This window comes from Pseudoalteromonas rubra, from assembly GCF_000967655.1.
Classification (GTDB): domain Bacteria; phylum Pseudomonadota; class Gammaproteobacteria; order Enterobacterales; family Alteromonadaceae; genus Pseudoalteromonas; species Pseudoalteromonas rubra_A.
In genome coordinates this window covers 289,273-305,955 of sequence record NZ_JXYA01000016.1, presented here as the reverse complement: position 1 = coordinate 305,955, position 16,683 = coordinate 289,273, and the positions used below count along the sequence as shown (strand labels likewise).

At 49.2% G+C, this 16,683-nt stretch carries 11 protein-coding genes; 9 read left to right on the top strand and 2 right to left on the bottom strand.

Annotated features, from left to right (window positions below; all coding sequences use genetic code 11):
* Positions 1-24: 24 nt before the first annotated feature.
* Positions 25-1,647 (bottom strand): alpha-glucosidase family protein, encoded by a 1,623-nt coding sequence (locus tag TW77_RS08630; RefSeq protein WP_046004547.1) that lies wholly within the window; start codon positions 1,645-1,647, stop codon positions 25-27.
* Positions 1,648-2,379: 732 nt separating this feature from the next.
* Here TW77_RS08630 and TW77_RS08625 point away from each other — a divergent pair.
* The 7 genes from TW77_RS08625 (at position 2,380) to TW77_RS08595 (ending at position 14,234) form a co-directional block, all read left to right on the top strand.
* Complete coding sequence (locus TW77_RS08625) at positions 2,380-5,235, top strand: TonB-dependent receptor (RefSeq protein WP_046004546.1); 2,856 nt, start codon at positions 2,380-2,382, stop codon at positions 5,233-5,235.
* 68 nt (positions 5,236-5,303) lie between these two features.
* Positions 5,304-6,812, top strand: coding sequence for a tryptophan halogenase family protein (locus TW77_RS08620; RefSeq protein WP_046004545.1), 1,509 nt, complete (start codon positions 5,304-5,306; stop codon positions 6,810-6,812).
* 160 nt (positions 6,813-6,972) lie between these two features.
* Complete coding sequence (locus tag TW77_RS08615; RefSeq protein WP_046004592.1) at positions 6,973-8,829, top strand: alpha-amylase family glycosyl hydrolase; 1,857 nt, start codon at positions 6,973-6,975, stop codon at positions 8,827-8,829.
* A gap of 1 nt (position 8,830) precedes the next feature.
* Positions 8,831-10,321, top strand: coding sequence for an MFS transporter (locus TW77_RS08610; RefSeq protein ID WP_046004544.1), 1,491 nt, complete (start codon positions 8,831-8,833; stop codon positions 10,319-10,321).
* 19 nt (positions 10,322-10,340) lie between these two features.
* Positions 10,341-12,734: a glycoside hydrolase family 15 protein gene (locus TW77_RS08605; RefSeq protein WP_046004543.1), complete on the top strand. Its 2,394-nt coding sequence runs from the start codon at positions 10,341-10,343 to the stop codon at positions 12,732-12,734.
* A gap of 189 nt (positions 12,735-12,923) precedes the next feature.
* Positions 12,924-13,712: a tetratricopeptide repeat protein gene (locus tag TW77_RS08600; RefSeq protein ID WP_046004542.1), complete on the top strand. Its 789-nt coding sequence runs from the start codon at positions 12,924-12,926 to the stop codon at positions 13,710-13,712.
* Between the two features lie 135 nt (positions 13,713-13,847).
* A complete protein-coding gene (locus tag TW77_RS08595; RefSeq protein ID WP_046004541.1) occupies positions 13,848-14,234 on the top strand; it encodes a DUF805 domain-containing protein in 387 nt (128 codons plus the stop codon).
* A gap of 21 nt (positions 14,235-14,255) precedes the next feature.
* Here the strand turns inward: TW77_RS08595 and TW77_RS08590 are convergent, their stop codons facing one another.
* A complete protein-coding gene (locus TW77_RS08590) occupies positions 14,256-14,630 on the bottom strand; it encodes an isochorismatase (RefSeq protein WP_046004540.1) in 375 nt (124 codons plus the stop codon).
* 108 nt (positions 14,631-14,738) lie between these two features.
* On the opposite strand from TW77_RS08590, the gene TW77_RS08585 reads away from it, so the two are divergent.
* Positions 14,739-15,626, top strand: coding sequence for a LysR family transcriptional regulator (locus TW77_RS08585; RefSeq protein ID WP_046004539.1), 888 nt, complete (start codon positions 14,739-14,741; stop codon positions 15,624-15,626).
* A gap of 6 nt (positions 15,627-15,632) precedes the next feature.
* Entirely contained in the window at positions 15,633-16,676 is a 1,044-nt protein-coding gene (locus TW77_RS08580) for a LacI family DNA-binding transcriptional regulator (RefSeq protein WP_046004538.1), read from the top strand.
* Positions 16,677-16,683 lie beyond the last annotated feature (7 nt).

Here is a 16,683-nt window from a genome sequence, read left to right as displayed (position 1 = left end):
ATGTCGGGGCTTTTGTTCAAGGGGTTACAATGAAGCAAAGTAGCAGCCAAATCCGGGCAGGGATAGCTGGCTGTCCTCATAGTGACCATTATGGTGAACGATTTCCAGATGCTGAGCATGCTCTGCAAGTGTTATCGCCAATTGTGCAGGTTGCTCGCTGAGGTTAAATGCGCACAACAAAGTCTTGCCCTGATGACGGCGATAAAATGCCAGTACCGGTTCCGGAGTATCAATAAACTCAATATCACCGACCTGTAGTTCAGGCATCGTATTACGCCAGGCCATAAACGCCTGATAGCGACTTAGCACTGAGTCCGCCGTGTCGGCTTGCTCAGAGACCGCTCGAAGCTGATGCGCTGGCGAAACCGGCAGCCAGGGCTTGCCTTCAGTAAAACCTGCATGTCCCAGCTGAGTATCCCACGGCATGGGTGTTCTGCAGCCATCACGACCTTTAAAATTAGGCCAGAACGTAATGCCATAGGGGTCTTGTAAGTCTTCAAAGGCAACATCCGCTTCGCCCAGACCCAGCTCTTCGCCCTGGTACATACACACGCTGCCACGTAAAGAGCCGAGCAAGGCGGTAAGCATACTTGCCTGACGATCATCAACTGTTTTACCGTCTTTAGACCAGCGACTCGCAACGCGCTCAACGTCGTGATTACTGAATGCCCAGCACGGCCAGCCTTCAGTCATGACCGCTTCAAGGCGCGATACGGTTTCACGAATATAACTTGCACTATAGTCTTTGGTCAGTAACTCAAAGCTGTAGCCCATGTGCAGTTTGTCGCCGCCAGAGGTGTATTCCGCCATGGTCTGAAGAGAATCTTCTGATGAAATCTCGCCCAGACTCACAGTGCCCGGATAACGGTCGAGCAGGGCACGGATCTCGGCCATAAAGCTGAGGTTTTCCGGCTGAGTATTGTTGTAATAATGGTACTGGAACGCATAAGGGTTGTCTTCGCTAAAGCCGCGACCCTGGCGCAATTCCTTAGGTTTGGCCGGATTGTCTCGTAACTGCTCATCATGGAAACAGAAGTTAATCGCATCAAGGCGGAAGCCATCGACCCCTTTTTTCAGCCAGAACTCCACATTGTCCAGCACAGCCTGACGCACGTCTGGGTTATGGAAGTTCAAGTCCGGTTGCTCGGTCAGGAAGTTGTGCAAATAGTACTGACAACGGCGTGAGTCCCATTGCCAGGCAACTCCACCAAAAATTGACAGCCAGTTATTCGGCGGGCTGCCATCAGGCTTGGCATCTGCCCACACATACCAGTCGGCCTTCGGGTTATCCTGGCTGATACGGCTTTCACTGAACCAGGGGTGCTCATCCGATGTATGACTCAGTACCTGATCAATAATGATCTTAATATCGCGTTGATGTGCTTTATCAATCAGCTCGTCAAAGTCATCCAGGTTTCCAAACATAGGGTCGATATCGCGATAGTCGCTGATATCATAGCCAAAGTCTTTCATCGGTGACTTAAAAAAGGGTGAGACCCAGATGGCATCTACGCCAAGCGACTTGATATAGTCAAGCTTGCTAATGATCCCCTGAATATCGCCAATTCCATCATTATTAGTGTCACAAAAGCTGCGAGGGTAAACCTGATAAATTACCGCGCCTTTCCACCATTCTTTTTGAGCCATGCACATTCTCCTGCGCCGTGCAGTCGGGTTGTCGTATATAAAAACCTGCCTCTTAGGTCATTTGGCAACACTCTGTTTTGAGTGGCTCAATAACTGTAGTCAACTCAGACGAATTGAGGTCAGGTTTTTGGTTAAGCTGGATACGCCAACACGTATTATTAACAATGGCGAAAAGCATACGGCATGCGCTGATATGAGTAAAAAGCCTGCATACGTATGCAGCATAATTAGTTGCGACTGAATTAATATAAATTAGCCTATGCAAACTTGTCGGGACTGTTTACCAATATATGTACCTGCCTGACATAGCCTTTTATTATCTGTGTTACAGTTAGATTAATTGGTAATACCAATTACCTAATGAGCGGCGAGTTAAAAAGTTCAGCAAAATTTTGCGGCGCTTTCACTGGCAGATATTTGAATTTAGTTAACACTTAGTAAATTCAAGTGAAGGAGATTACCCGACGTCCATGCTGTGATTGTTGCGATAACATTTATAAAGGGAACAGTGGCTTAGCGCCATTAGCGGTGAATGTTCTGTGAACAAAATGAAAGGGGGGTTGCGTTGAATACGTATGCATAAAGTTGTTTGCATGTTGAACGCAGCGCTACTATTGCCGCTGACAACAAAATTACCGCCTTGATAAATCGTTGTAGCGCTCCACGGTACTCCGTGTGACGAATTAACAAACAACTAGGCGTCATAAAAATGGTTAATTGGGATAAAACACTATGTCTATGTTCAAACCAAGCATGCTAACAGTTGCGCTTATGGCCGCTGGCGTTAGCCACTTTTCGGTCGTTGCAGAAGAAGAGAAAGCAGTAAAGCAAGAAGACGTTGAAGTGATCGAGGTACGCGGTATCTCTCGCAGTATCATCGCGTCAATCGATAAAAAGCGTTACAGCGACACTGTAGCAGAAGTCGTTGATGCCGGTGACCTGGCATCTTTGCCCGATGTTTCCATTGCAGACTCCCTGAGCCGTTTGCCCGGCGTTACAGCGGTACGCGCAAGTGGTCAGTCATCTCAGCTGAATATCCGTGGTATGAATGGTGACTTTATTCAGACTACGCTCAATGGCCGTGAACAGGCCAGCACCAGTGGTTATACTGCAGGTAGTCGCTGGATTTCATTTGACCAGTACCCGTCTGAGCTTATCAATCAGGCTGCGGTATACAAGTCGCCAAAGGCCTCTTTAGTTGAAGGTGGTGTTGCAGCCACGGTTGAGCTGAAAACAGTGAACCCGCTTGAGGCGAAAGAGCAGCACAACTTTAACTCATCGGTTCGTTACTCATATAATGATGCGGCATCTGATGTCGGCGCCGATTCAAGTGGTGAGCGTATTAGTTTCTCTTATCAGGGTAAATTCCTTGATGAGACTTTAGGCTTTGGTATTGGTGCGGCTTTCTTAAACCAACCAAACAATGCGATTGACGTTTCAGCGCATGCGCCAAAACGCTCACAAGACTTTGATGGCGATGGCACAGAAGAACGTTCTGTTAATGGTTATCAGGTTCGCTCAGCGAAAGGTTCGGATGAGCGTTTGGGCCTGATGAGCACCTTGGTCTACCAGCCTACAGACGCCCTTAAAGTACAATTTGACTATTTCCGTTCTGAGTTTGAATCTGAAGATCGTAAAAGCGGTTTGAACATTGAAGGGTTCGAGAAAAACTTAGGCTCGCTATACTCGCTTAACAATGCGGTCGTAAAAGATGGTTTCCTTGTCGCTGGTGATGTTGTTATCACTGACCCCAACGGTCCTTGGGTTGAAATGCGCTCAGAAGACCAGTCTACCGATTCTACCACCGATAGTTTTGGTCTGGACTTAGAGTATGTGACAGATAAGTGGGAACTTAGACTGGACTTTGCACACAGTGAAGGTGAAAAAACGCGCCGTGATGTAATCGCATCTATGCACGCCTATGAGTTTGGAAATGCAACTGTCGATGGCACTTTGGTCGAAACCTGGCAGGAAATGCGCAATCAGACCTTCTCTTTTGCACAGCAAGAGAAAAACTCACCCCTGTTGACTTTAGGTGATAGCTACACAGATCTGTCTAACATGCGCCTGGGTGACTGGGAGCAGTTCCCACACAGATACACAGATGAACTTGACAGCTTTAAAGTAGACTTTAAGTACCATGTTGAAGCTGGGTTTATCTCTTCTATTGAAGTAGGTGCCCGCTGGTCAGACCGAGAGTTTACCGATCAGCGTTCAACATTCCGCTGGGGCGCGCGTGAAGGCCAGAATGGCTACAAAATGCCAGATGGTACCATTGTTACCAACAAAGGGTGTGAGTTTAACCACCAAAACCACACCTGTGTGCCACATTCTCTGGATGGCTTTGTTACGGTTGAGCATACCCGAGGATTCAATTATCTTGAGCTAGACTTGATGGGCATTGCCGACGCGGTATTTGGTCCGGGCAATTATGACGCGCAGCAAACTTGGGAGCATAACTGGACCCTGATCGAAAGTGGCGCCGTTAAGGAAGAAGTCTTGGCCGGTTATGTGATGGCTAACATAGATACTGAAATTGGTGATATCCCGGTCACAGGTAACTTCGGTGTACGCGTTGTCAGAACAGATACTAAATCAGTGGGTATTCAGCAGATCCAAGGTGATGAAGTAGGTGATACCATTGTTGACGATAACGGGGTTGCACGTACGGATTACCGTAATGTTGAATACGGACCTGAATACACAGATACATTACCGTCTTTGAACCTTAACTTCCGTGTGACTGACGAAGATCAGATACGCTTTGCTGCTGCGAAAGTAATGGGTCGTCCGCCTGTGTATCAATTGCGTGGTGGAGCAGGTTCTTGGGCTGATACAGCCAATGATGGTGAGAGTCCGCGTTACAATGTTTGGTCAAAAGGTAATCCAAACCTGGACCCGTTCCGAGCAACTCAGTTTGATTTATCATATGAGCGTTATTTTGAAGATGGTGGTGCGTTCGTTGCAGCCGTTTTCTGGAAAGACATTGAGTCGCTGATTGAGAGCATCACTTATCAGGAAGGCGAAGTTGACTGGGATACAATTGGTCTTGAAGTGCCAGAAGGTTTTGTAGCGGGTCAGTACCAGACAACTCAAAACAATGATCAGGGTGGCTATATCCGTGGCGTCGAGCTGGCGTATACCACTATGTTTGACAATCTACCAGGTGTTTTCTCTGGTCTAGGCTTTAACGCTAACTATTCATACACCGAGAGTGAAACAACGGTTGATGGTGGTGGTAACTTCCCGGATCAGCAGCTACCTATGCCTGGTTTGTCTAAAAATGTCTGGAGTGCGACGATTTTCTGGAATATCGATGCATTTACCACGCACCTGAACGTACGTTATCGTGATGAATACGTTTATGAAGGCGCATCACCAGGTGGTTCATCTTTGGCGTGGGCGGATGAATACACAGTGGTTGACTGGCAGGGTACTTATGACTTTGACAATGGCCTGCAGGCTGTATTGCAAATCAATAACCTGACCGATGAGCCAAACACCACTAACTATGGTACGGCATTGGCAACCGGCGAGTACAAAGAGTTCGGTCGCCAGTACTTCTTAGGGTTTAACTATAGCTTCTAAGTACCGAGCGGTGCTGTAATAAAAAAGCCACCAGTTTACTGGTGGCTTTGTTTTATGAGGTGAAAATGATGAATAAAAAGAGAATCGTTATTTTAGGTGGTGGTACCGCCGGGTGGATGGCGGCCAACCTGATGGCAAAAAGTTGGCAGGACCAGCCGATTGAGATTGCCCTGGTTGAATCACCGGATATTGGCATCATTGGTGTTGGCGAAGGGTCCACCCCCCAGTTTAAGGGCTTTATGGACTTTATGGGGATCAGTGAAGCGCAGTGGATGCCAGCGTGTAACGCAACGTATAAAAACGGCATTCGCTTTGTTGACTGGTCAACGCGCCCCGGCTTTAGCAGCTACTTTCATCCTTTTCCTTCACAGCCCGATGATTATTCAGCACCTGCCTTTTTTCACAACAGCTTTGTACGAAGAAAAGCGATTGATGTAGCGGGCCACCCGGACCCATTTTTCCTTACCACCTATCTGGCAGAGCAGGCTAAAGCGCCGATCGCTGCGCATCATTTTCCGTTTGAAATCAACTATGGCTATCATTTTGATGCCGGTAAGCTTGGGCTCTTCTTAGCTCAAACAGCCCGCGATTTAGGGGTAGAGCATATTCAGGCCAATGTCAGCGATGTGCGTAAACATCCCGATGGAGATATAGCGGCCCTGATCTGTGAAGCCGGTATGGAAGTCACCGGAGATGTCTTTATTGATTGCTCCGGCTTTCGCAGTTTATTGATGCAGCAGCATTTAGAAGTGGGCTTCGACTCCTTTGCCAATAACTTATTTAACGACGCCGCTGTGGTGTTGCCAACCGAGCAGGGCGAGGTGATTTCGTCAGAAACCCAATCTATTGCCAGAAAATTTGGCTGGAGCTGGCATATCCCGCTGACCAACCGCATTGGTAACGGCTATGTTTACAGCCGACGCTATTGCGATCCAGATAAAGCTGAGACCGAATTACGTACCGCACTGGGGTTACTGGACAGTGAGGTTGAAGCGCGTCATTTAACTATGAAGGTGGGGCAGGTCAAAAAACACTGGCATAAGAATTGTCTTGCCATTGGACTGTCGCAAGGGTTTATTGAGCCGCTGGAAGCGACGGCGCTTCATATCGTTCAGGAAACCGTTCAAAGTTTTATTGAATGCTATCAGGACGGCGAGTTCACCGATAAGCTCAAAACCAGACATAACCAGTCACTCGATGCACGCTATCAGGCCATTCGTGACTACATTGTGGCGCATTATCGTGTAAACAGCAGAACCGATACCCAATACTGGCGCGACAACGCGAACAACAACCAGCTCTCACGTTCTTTATATGACGTATTGCAAACCTGGGTGTCGGGCAAAAACTTATCGGATGAATTACATCGTCAGGATATCGACAAATATTACCCCTCTGTAAGCTGGCACTGTTTACTTGCCGGTTACGGCATTTATCCGGAGCAGTCTCAATTGATCGCAGGCAATGAGGAGGCGAACAAGTACGACTTATCACAGGTACAGGATTACATTGCCCGGTGCGGATTAAATTTTGAAAACCACCGTGCGCAGCTTGAGCGATTGGCGAGGATGCGATAAATCGACATTCTTTGTCCCTGAGCAGTGTTTACATCAGAGCACTAAGAATGTTGAACATGACGCGTGGATGAATAGGGACTCTGAATACGTATGCAAGCGGTTCACCCGTGAATACCAAGTCAGTAGACTCATTGAAAATACTAAAAATGACAATATTATGATGACAATAAAACCGCTGGTGATTGCTCTTGGGCTGATCACCGGCTCTGTGGTACTGAGCGCCTGCAACAGTACTAACGACAACAAGACACCAATCACCGATACTCAAAATCTGGCAGCGCAGCACAGCGACGCAAAGCCAGTTGTTTATCAGGTTTTCACTCGCCTGTTCGGTAACACCAATAGCAACAATATTCCCTGGGGCACAAAAGAACAAAATGGCGTAGGCAAGTTCGCTGATTTCACCCCTAAAGCCCTGTCCGAAATCAAAGCCATGGGCGTGAGCCACGTCTGGTATACCGGGGTTTTGCATCATGCCTTGGTGGGGGATTACACCGAGTATGGGATAGTCCTGGACGACCCGGATGTGGTTAAAGGCCGTGCGGGTTCACCCTATGCGGTAAAAGACTATTACAACGTCAATCCGGACCTGGCCGTGAACCCGGCCAACAGACTGGCTGAATTTGAAGCCCTGATAGCCCGTACCCATGAAGCGGGCATGAAAGTGGTGATTGACATAGTGCCCAACCACGTTGCCCGAAACTATCAATCGCTCAGCGCACCGCAAGGTATCAGCGACTTCGGTGCAAATGACGACACCTCAGTGACCTATGCTCGTGATAACAACTTTTATTATGTGACCGGCGAAGATTTTAGCGTGCCAAGCTCGCAAGACTATCAGGTACTTGGCGGCGAGCCACACCCGCTTGCCGATGGCCAGTTCACTGAAAGCCCGGCCAAATGGACCGGTAACGGCGCACGTGCCGCGCAGCCCCATATTCATGACTGGTATGAAACCGTCAAAGTGAATTACGGTGTTAAGCCCGATGGCAGCTACGATTTTGCTACCTTGCCGGCGCAGTATGCCCAGCTTGATTACCGTGCCCACTATGCATTCTGGCAGGATAAAAAACTGCCAGACAGCTGGTATAAGTTTCGCGATATCACCTATTACTGGCTGGACAAGGGCGTAGATGGCTTCCGTTATGATATGGCCGAGATGGTGCCCGTTGAATTCTGGAGCTTTCTCAATGCGTCTATCAAGATGAAAAACCCCGACGCCTTCTTGCTTGCCGAGGTGTATAACCCAACGCTTTACCGTGCTTATATTGAACAGGGCAAGATGGACTACCTGTACGACAAAGTGGGCTTGTACGATTCGCTCAAAGCCCTGATGCAAGGCAAAGGCACGGCGCAGCAGGTGCTGGATGTGCATGCCAGTGTTAAGGATATTGCACCGCACATGCTGCACTTTTTAGAAAACCACGATGAGCAACGTATTGCCAGCCCCGAGTTTGCGGGTGATGCCAATAAAGGCAAACCCGCCATGGTGGTGAGTCATTTGCTCAGTCAGTCACCAACCTTATTGTATTTTGCGCAGAGCGTGGGTGAAGACGGCTCAGAAATGGCCGGGTTCGGCAAGCCCAGCCGCACCAGCATCTTCGATTACATCGGTGTACCGGCCCATCAGGCCTGGATGAACCAGGGCAAATTTGATGGTGCCTTGCTGAGCGAAGAGCAAAAGGCGTTGCGTGCTTATTATCAAAAACTGATGAACATGGCCTCATTTAGTGCGATAGCGCAGGGCGAGTTAGTCTCAACACCAGTCACAACGCGCAGCGGTCAAAGCGCAACCAATGTCATTGGGTTTGGCCGTCAGAGCGAGTCACAACGTCTGGTTGTGATCAGCAACTTTGATGCAGACGCTCCTCAAACTGTCTCTGTCACTTTGCCTGCTGGCTGGCAGGGCAATGCGATTGACAGACTGGAACAACATGGGCAGGTTGCGCTTAACAATAATCAGCTGACAGTCACCCTGGCACCACTGGCCAGTGCGGTCTTTGAACTAGAGAATTAATATGCAAAAACAAAAACCACAACTCAGTTTCTGGCAGATCTGGAACATGTGCTTTGGCTTTCTGGGGATCCAGTTTGGCTTTGCACTGCAAAACGGTAATGTGAGCCGGATCTTTCAGACGCTGGGCGCCAAAGTCGATGATATTCCCATTCTCTGGGTTGCCGCTCCATTAACAGGCTTGATTGTGCAGCCAATTATTGGTTACTGGAGTGACCGCACCTGGGGCAAGCTGGGCCGCAGACGACCTTTCTTTTTGTATGGTGCCATTCTGACCACCTTGTCGTTATTCTTTATGCCGAACTCTCCGACACTCTGGATAGCGGCGGGTATGCTGTGGATCATGGATGCGTCAATCAACGTTACCATGGAGCCATTTCGCGCACTGGTAGGTGACAATCTCAACGAAAAGCAGCGCGCCAATGGTTATGCGATGCAAAGCTTCTTTATTGGCGTAGGTGCCGTGGTGGCATCGGCCTTGCCCTGGATGATGACTAACTGGTTTGGGATCAGCAATACCGCTGAAGCAGGTCAGATCCCTGAGTCTGTTAAGTATGCCTTCTATTTCGGTGGTGTGGTGCTGTTTTTTGCGGTGGGCTGGACCATCCTAAAAACCAAAGAGTACACGCCACAGCAGCTGGCGGAGTTTGCTGGTGAAGCGGTTGAAACGCAAACCAGTCAGAGCTATCAGGTGATCAACTATGCGCGCGCAGCACTTATTTCTGGCGTGATTGGTGGGGGGATCCTGGCTGCTGTAATTGGAATGCAACTAGAAAAAGAGCTGTATCTGCTGAGCGGATTGTTCTTATCCTTTACGCTGGTCCTGTTAATTGCTGGCTACCTGCAGCAGCGCGGCAGCACCTCAGGTGGTTTTTATAACGTTATCTACGATGTCTTTACTATGCCCGGCACCATGCGTCAGCTTGCCGTGGTGCAATTCTTCAGCTGGTTTGCCTTGTTTGCTATGTGGATCTATACCACCTCTGCGGTCACCAGTTTTCACTACGGCACGACCGAGGTAACGAGCAAAGCCTATAACGATGGGGCCGATTGGGTGGGTGTACTGTTTGCCGCCTACAACGGTTTTGCCGCACTGGCTGCTGTGTGTATCCCTGTGATGGTGAATCGTCTGGGCATGCGTGGCGCACACTGCATTAACTTATTACTGGGCGCAGGCGCATTATTGAGCTTTAAAATGATTGCCGATCCGAGCCTGCTTTGGCTGCCAATGATTGGCATTGGCTTTGCGTGGGCCTCAATCCTGTCGCTGCCTTACGCCATGCTGAGTAATTCATTGCCAGCTCACAAAATGGGCGTCTTTATGGGGATCTTTAACTTCTTCATCGTGATCCCGCAGCTGATGGCGGCCAGTGTACTTGGCCTGATCCTGAGAAACCTATTTGATAATCAACCGATTTTTGCATTAGTGGTTGGTGGTGTGTCGTTCCTGCTTGCAGCGGTTGCTGTGATGCGGGTGAAAATCGAACAAGAATAACACCACCCAAGGAGACTTTATGAAAAAACTATCTAGTTTAACCCTGGCTTTGATTACGGCCGGACTCGTTGGTTGCGGCAGTGCCAACAATGCGGCTCAATCGCAACAAGCTGCGCCAGGCGCACCGGGTGACAAACCATACTGGGCTTACTCAGGTAAAACCGGCATTGGCACTTCTTACGAAGCTTACAAGCAGGGCCAGTATTCTGATCAGGCAAGTACAAAAGCCGTATCAAAAGTGTGGTTTTCCATCGCCCAAGGCATGATCACGGAAACCATGTTTGGTCTTATTCACCAGGCGCAGATCAAAGACATGCAGTTTATTGTTACCGGCCCGGATTTTACGGTAACGGAGCAAGATGCGCTGGACGTCAGCATCGATTACCTCGATAAAGATGCGCAAGGTCGTCCGCTGTCTTTAGCATACAAAGTGACAAGCAAAGACAAGCAAGGCCGTTTTACGCTTGAGAAACACATATTCACCGATCCTGACGGGCAAACGCTGTTCGTCCGGGCTAAGGTACACACAGCGCTTGATGGCGTGAAGCTGTTCGTGAACGTGAACCCGTATGTGAATAACAACGGCCTGAACGATTATGCGAAAGTCACTGAGCAGGGCCTGGTTGCCTGGGAAGGAGACAATTATCTGACACTGCAAAGCAGCACGGGCTTTAAGCAGGCAAGCGTGGGCTTTACCGGTCAGAGCGATGGCCTGGCGCAGCTTAAGGCAAATCAGTCAATGGCACAGCGTTACATCAGCACAGGTGCACAAAGCGGCAACGTTAATTGGCTGGCGGAGCTGGGTGACGTGGACAAGCAGGCGACATTCGACCTGGCACTGAGCTTTGGCACATCGCAAAGCGCGAGTTTCCAGGAAGGTGCTCAGTCACTGGCCCGTGGTTATCAGCAGGTGCTGGCCCACTACAATGGTGAGGGAGAAGCCATTGGCTGGCGCGACTACCTGAACAGTCTTGAGCCTATGCAAAAGCTCAGCGGTTACACGGCCGATCAGGGTAAACTACTTTACACCAGTGCTTTGGTGTTAAAAGCGCAAGAAGATAAAACCCACGCAGGTGCTTTGATTGCCTCTTTGTCTAACCCCTGGGGTGACACCGTGGCGGCTGAGCAAGGCCACACCGGTTATAAAGCGGTCTGGGTGCGCGACTTCTATCAGGTTGCGATGGCATTTTTGGCCATGGGCGATCCGCAAACTGCACTGACCGCATTTGAATATCTGGAAAAAGTACAGGTTACAGACAAGACGCCTGGCAACCACGGCGACACCGGCTGGTTCTTACAAAAAACCCATGTTGACGGTGAGCTGGAGTGGGTAGGCGTGCAGTTGGACCAAACTGCTATGCCGATTATGCTGGCGTGGAAACTCTGGCAGGCCGGTGTACTGAGCGATGAGAAGCTTGCTTACTGGTACAAGCGTATGCTCCAACCAGCGGCCGAGTTCTTAGTCGATGGCGGATTGGCAAAAATCCTCTGGAATGACACGCAAATTACACCACCGGCAACACAACAGGAGCGTTGGGAAGAGCAGGACGGCTATTCACCATCGACAACCGCTGCCATTATCGCGGGTCTGGTCGCTGCCAGTGACATTGCGAAACTGGCCGGAGATAAAGCCGGCAGTGAGCGTTATATGGCAACAGCCAAGCGCTACGACAGTGAAGTGGAATCGACTATGTTCACCACTGAGGGTAACCTGCCTTCTAAGCAAAGCGATGGTAAATATTTCTTCCGCATTGGCAAAGACGCCAACCCGAATACCGATACTAAGCTAAGCGACAACAATGGCCGTGCGGGTATGGATAAGAAGCAGATCATTGATGGCGGCTTCCTCGAGCTTGTACGCTATGGCGTCAGAGCGGCAGATGCCAGCAGCATTACCAATACCTTGCCAGAGTACGAAGATGAAAACCTGCCGGAGAACCTGCGAGTTAAATACAGCTTTAACTTTGCCGGGGACCCGAACAGTTATCCAGGCTACCGCCGCTATGGCAACGACGGCTATGGAGAAGATGAGGTACGCGGGACCAACTATGCTGAGCAGGGTCAGAACACAGCCGGTCAGCGTGGTCGGGTATGGCCTTTCTTCACAGGTGAGCGCGGTCATTACGAAATTGCAGCGGCCAGCCAGGCTAATGCGCTGGATGACAATGCGGTTAAGCGTATCAAATACACTTACATCAAAGGCATGGAGCATTTTGCAAATGAAGGCCTAATGCTGCCCGAGCAGGTGTGGGATGGCGTGGGTGTGAACCCGTTTGGTTATACACTGGGCGAGGGCACCAACTCCGCAACACCACTGGCGTGGACGCATGCTGAGTACGTGAAGCTGGTTCGCTCACTTGCCGATAAGCAAGTCTGGGATCATTACCCGATTGTTGAGCAGGCGCTTAAGTAATCGCGCTGATAGGCTGATAAAAAACGCGGTGTACCTTGTCGGTCACCGCGTTTTTTATTGCGCGTATGTCTGCGCTTGTTGCCCTGTATTTGTTACTTGTCCCGTTAAAGTTTACAATGTGTCTTTTATTGTTGGCTTAAGCGTCCATCGTGCGGCCAGAAGAAGTAAGTATGTTAAATAAGGAATACTATGAGTCAGGTTTTTAAAGTATTGGGGTCTGTTTTTGCTGCTGTATTATTGCTGAAAAGTGGCCACTCCCTGGCGCGTGGTACGGCGGGTGACGTGTATATAAAACAAGATACGCAGTGGCAAGCCCTTAAACTGGTCAGTATTGATAGCGATGTGCCGGCAGAGCCGACTTACCATGCCGTTATGTATACCCCGTCTGAAAGCAAGCCGACGCTACAAGATATTAAAAACCTCACCATTGAACTGCGCCATGCGCCTCTGTCTCAGGCTGTCCTGTCTGAGGGATGGCGTCGACTGGGTAATCAGGAAGTAACCGAGCTTGAGCGAGCAGGGTATGTGGACTATTTGAAACATAACGATTTTAATAAATACGCTGACGTTACTGGCCAAAAAGTGGATGAACTGATTGCATCTGCCAACGCAAAATATCGCGAGGCCTATGCGCTGAGTGAGCAAAAACAATTTTCTCAGGCACTGGATCTTTACCACGAAGCGTTAGACATCTTTCCAATGTTCATAGAAGCTGTCGACAACATCGCATTTATTTTGATGGATCATGGTCAGTTTCAGGATGCCATCAATGCATTTGACCATTCTCTGGCGATATCACCCGGCGCCACAGCCTTGTATTACAAAGCCCAGTGTTATGCAGAAATACGGGAATATCAGACTGCAATGGATTTGTTCCAGCAAGGTATGACGCAGTTTCCCGAGAAAAAAGCGGCATTCGAGGAAATGGTTAATAAATTGCACCAGGTACTTGAAAGCAATCGCGGAACGGCTCAATAGAGACCGGTGTATTTTTACATCACGCGAGGCTGACTTTGTATTGCAAAGATCTTTGTCTATCCTGTTAAACAGCACGCCCTACCGGTGCTGAGGCTATGCCATTGTGGCATCGCAAATTAACAAGGAGAAAAGCCCGTGTTCGACATTTATTTATCTGCGTTAAAAAAGTATGCAGTGTTTAACGGCCGAGCGAGACGCAAAGAATATTGGCTGTTTATGCTTTGTAATATCATCGTTACAATTGTGCTGGGTTTGGTCGATATGACACTGGGGCTTTATTCCGAAGAATCCGGTTTTGGGCTGCTCAGTGGTCTATATGCGCTGGCCGTGATCATCCCCAGTATTGCGCTGAGCATTCGCCGCTTGCACGATACCGGGCGCAGTGGTTGGTGGATATTGATCTCTTTAGTGCCAGTGATAGGGCCGCTGGTGCTGTTGGTGTTTTACGTGATAGATAGTACGCCGGGTGACAACGATTATGGCCCTAACCCGAAAGAGCAGTCGACTAGCGCACTTGCCTAGCTAAGCATTGAGTGGGTGAGTTTATCGCTCACCCAGGATCTCAAAATCATCACTGTGCAGGCGGGCCTTGCCGTCTTGCTCAACCACCCAATGCTCAGCATGGATTTTGCCAAACGCTTTGTTCATCGTCCAGTTGGCACTTAGCAGGTAGCCAACTTCAGGGTGTTTTTCCCAGACCACATCGGTATAAGCAACATCACAGAAACCCTGATCTATGATGCCTTGCCAGAATGCCTCAATGTTTTCCCTCCCGTCAAACTCGCCAATGGGCCGCGCATGCATAATACAGGCTGTGGCATATTGTGCTGCGCAGCCACGTGCATCCTGGTTATTAAATGCGTTCTGCCACGCGGCAATGCCCGCCTTACATAAGTCCAGCTCTTGTTGTTGCGTCATGTAATGACTCCACTTGTGGTGTTTTCAGTAAGGTCAGCTTAATGGTATTAATTGATGTGAAAAACAGAGATAATAAAACACACTGTTTAGTTAAAGCTTACAATCAAAATGCACCAACTTGGTAAAATGTCGCTGTTTGCCCATGTCGTTGAAGCTGGTTCTATCTCTGCGGCAGCAGACAGGCTGGGTGTGTCAAAGTCTGTGGTCAGTCAGCATTTAAAAACGCTGGAGCAAGAACTCGGTGTGGTCCTGGTTAAACGAACAACCCGTCGACAGTCTCTGACTGAGCCCGGAAAGCGCTTCTATGAGGCGTGTAAAGCACTCAACCAGATTGCAATCGATGCCTGGGATGATGTGCAGGCACAGCAGGGGGAGCCAGAGGGCCAGGTTCATATTACCGCGCCGCATGCGCTGGTTGATACCTTGCTGGCACCAGCCATTTCAAAGTTAATACAGTGCTACCCTAAGGTGGTTGTTAAACTGACTTGTGATGACAAGCATCTGGACTTGATGGCCCATAACATCGATATTGCTATTCGCATTGGTGCCTCGAAAGACAGCACGCTCAGGCAGCAGCGGCTGGGCACGTTTTGCGACGTATTATGCGGACATCCACGTTTTTTAAACGAGGAGCTGACACAGGTCCCTTACATTGCAAATGCCTGGGAAGGGGTACAGGTAAGGCACCAGTTTATGACCCAAAGTGGTGAAAAAGTACAACTAACTCCTCAGGTTAGTTGCATCACAAATGCATTTCATAGTACCGTTTCTCTCATTCGGGCTGGGGCAGGAATAGGCTTAGTTCCGGATTTTTATTTGAATAATGATTTGTCGGATGTGATCAGGCTTATGCCACACACCAGCTTACCCGAAAATTCAGTGTATTTACTTACTCCCTTTTCCAAACATACCCCAATGGCAGTCCAGGTATGCATGGATGCGCTGAGTACAGGTATACGGGAAAGATTGCCTAAGCCTATTAATCAGATTGTATAGCGAACCATGACAGAAAAAAAATGGACTCTTAAAAGCATTGCTGCCCACCTTGGCGTGTCGAATGCAACGGTATCCAATGCCTTTAATCGACCCGATCAGCTTTCCAGTAAAAAGCGCGAGGAGATCCTGGCGGCCTGCAAGGCGTTGGGATATTTTGGTCCAAATAAAGCGGCGCGCTCGTTAAGAAAGGGCACGTTTAACATAGTTGCCCTGGTGTTACCCGATAGCGTTGAATATATGGTGTCTGACCCCGTGGCCAGCAGCTTTATGCGCGGCGTTGCTAAAGTGCTTGAACCACAGGGGATCAACCTGTTGTTGTTTTCAGGCAATACCGACAGCGTTAATAATATAGTGGACTTTGTCGATGGCTTTATTTGTTATGGTCGTCCGCGTAACCCCAAATTAATTGAACAGCTGGCAACGGTAACCAAGCAGGTGGTGACCGTCGATTTTGAGCTGCAAGATCAGGCCAGTGTTAATATCGATAACCAAGGTGCAGCCCGGGAAGTGGCCAAAGCCGCATTAATGCAGTTCAATGCGCCGTCTGAGCAGGCTGATGTGGCAATCCTGGGGCTGAGATTGCTCGATACTGAGCTTATCTGCCGGGTCTATGATCATCATTTGCCTCAGCTCAGCACCTCTATCGCACACCAACGCTTGGCGGGATATCGACAGGCGCTCGAAACATGCCAGGTGACACTCCCTGAAGACAGGATCTGGAATATTCCGGAAAGCAGCGAGCGCTTTGCGCGGATCGCCGCCAAAGAAGCGTTAGCCATTCGGCCAAGGCCTAATGTATTGCTTTGTATGAGTGATTTAATTGCGCTGGCCGCCGCCCGTGAAGCGCTTGCTCAGGGGATCCAGATCCCACAGGAGCTCAAGATCGTAGGCTTTGATGGCATAGATGAAGCAGAGCTGTTTCAACCTGCCATTACCACCATTCATCAAAACAGCGAAAACAAGGGCGAACAGGCGGCAAGTTTGTTTATCCGTAAAGAAAAGCAGCAAATACGCCTGCCTTTTGAACTGAGAGTTGGGCAGTCAATCTGACTGCCCT